Annotated in this window: 2 protein-coding genes; both read left to right on the top strand. The window is 27.8% G+C overall.

Features of this window, described 5'->3' with window-relative positions; translation table 11 throughout:
• The first annotated feature begins 460 nt into the window (after positions 1-460).
• Positions 461-1,006 carry a fimbrial protein gene (locus tag AACU95_RS02355; RefSeq protein ID WP_237612019.1) on the top strand — a complete coding sequence of 182 codons (546 nt, stop codon included), beginning with the start codon at positions 461-463 and terminating at the stop codon, positions 1,004-1,006.
• A gap of 125 nt (positions 1,007-1,131) precedes the next feature.
• On the top strand, positions 1,132-1,588 hold a 457-nt coding region (locus AACU95_RS02350), incomplete at its 3' end, for a fimbrial biogenesis chaperone (RefSeq protein ID WP_161737162.1).

Here is a 1,588-nt window from a genome sequence, read left to right as displayed (position 1 = left end):
CATATCTAACACAATTTTTATCATTTATTGGTATTAATAATGTACAGTTTATTCTCACCGAGGATACTGCGCTAGGCGAAGAATATGCACAACAGTCACATGTTCAAGCACAAAAAGAAATAAATTTAATTATCAATAAAGAAATAATGATAAAATAAAAATATATCTAATGGCACCTTTAATCAAGGTGCTATTTATTTATAAATATAATTACACAAATAAAACCTCTGTTTTTTTTAAAAAAAACCCTCAATAGATAAATCCTTCATCTTTTACCTATAATTTAAAATTTAAATCTAACAAACCAACCCAAAAAAACATATTTCGCTAATCATTTAACAAAATAATACTAATCATAATTATATATAACTTGTCAAATTTCACGTAAAAAAATATTATTATCTCGCTCTTAATTATGAGCAAATTTGTAACTACAATTAATACTTAAATGGACTTTAAAATGAAAAAATCATTATTTTCACTATTAATTCTATCTACACTTTCTTTATCAACACAAGCTATTGCACAACAGATTCACCTTGGTGGTTATAATATAGATATCCAAGGCAGAGTAATTGACGAGAAACTAACTTGTGTCGTTCAAGATATTACTCCAATTCAATTGGATGATGCTTACGTTGATTCTTTACTACTTACTCCTGAAAAACGATTTAGTGTGGATTTTTCTGGCTGTACTAATCAAGCAAGAGATAGAAAAGTCAAAGTAGTTGTTGGACAACAAAACGCTACTCATTTAATGAATACAGGTTCGACAGAAAATGATACCAATGCTCGAGTAGCATTATTGCGTTCTACAGGTGAACTTGTTCCACTTAATGGTGAGCGAGAACAACGTACATTTTCTTCGGAGGTTGCCGGTGAACGTGGTAGCTTAGAATTTTTATTAAAATATGATAGACCAGAATCGATTGATGATGCTGTTACCGCAGGTGCTTTCAATGCAGCCTTATCTCTTGATGCTTACGTCACTGATGATATCCAATAAAAAAGGCCAAAATTAAATATAATTCTGCTTTAATTTTTAACCCAATATAAAGCCGGGGAAATACCGGCTTTTTATTTATGGATTAATATAATAAATAACTTAACTAATGGTTAATTAAAAAACATATGATTAAAAAATATATTGTTTATATAATATCATTTGTCTTTACATTCTCATGTTATGCTTCTATTCAAATTAATAAGGATAGATTTTTTTATAAAGAACAAGATAAGGAAATTCTATTTGACATAAGAAATAAAAGCGAACAAAAAACCTATATTATTCAAAGTTGGGTATCACACTATAACAAAGAAGATAATAGTGAGGCACCATTTATCATTTCTCCTAGTTTAATAAGATTAGCACCCAATGAAAATTTTACATTAAAAATTATCAAAACGGATGATATAAAAGAAATCAACCAAGAATCTGTATATAGAGTAAATATAAAAGTAGTTCCAGTTATAGATGATGAGATGGCTGATAAAAACTTGCTTCTTATCTCTTTAAACTCAATATATAATCTTTTCTATACACCTAGCAATATTATTAACAAAAGTGATAATAAAGATATTAATTTTT

It is taken from the genome of Proteus sp. G4415, assembly GCF_963896075.1.
GTDB lineage: Bacteria > Pseudomonadota > Gammaproteobacteria > Enterobacterales > Enterobacteriaceae > Proteus > Proteus mirabilis.
This window is presented reverse-complemented; position numbering and strand designations above follow the sequence as displayed.

Excerpts from the sequence above, each read along its gene's own strand:
- AACU95_RS02355 (WP_237612019.1), top strand. The coding sequence starts at position 461 with ATGAAAAAATCATTATTTTCACTATTAATTCTATCTACACTTTCTTTA.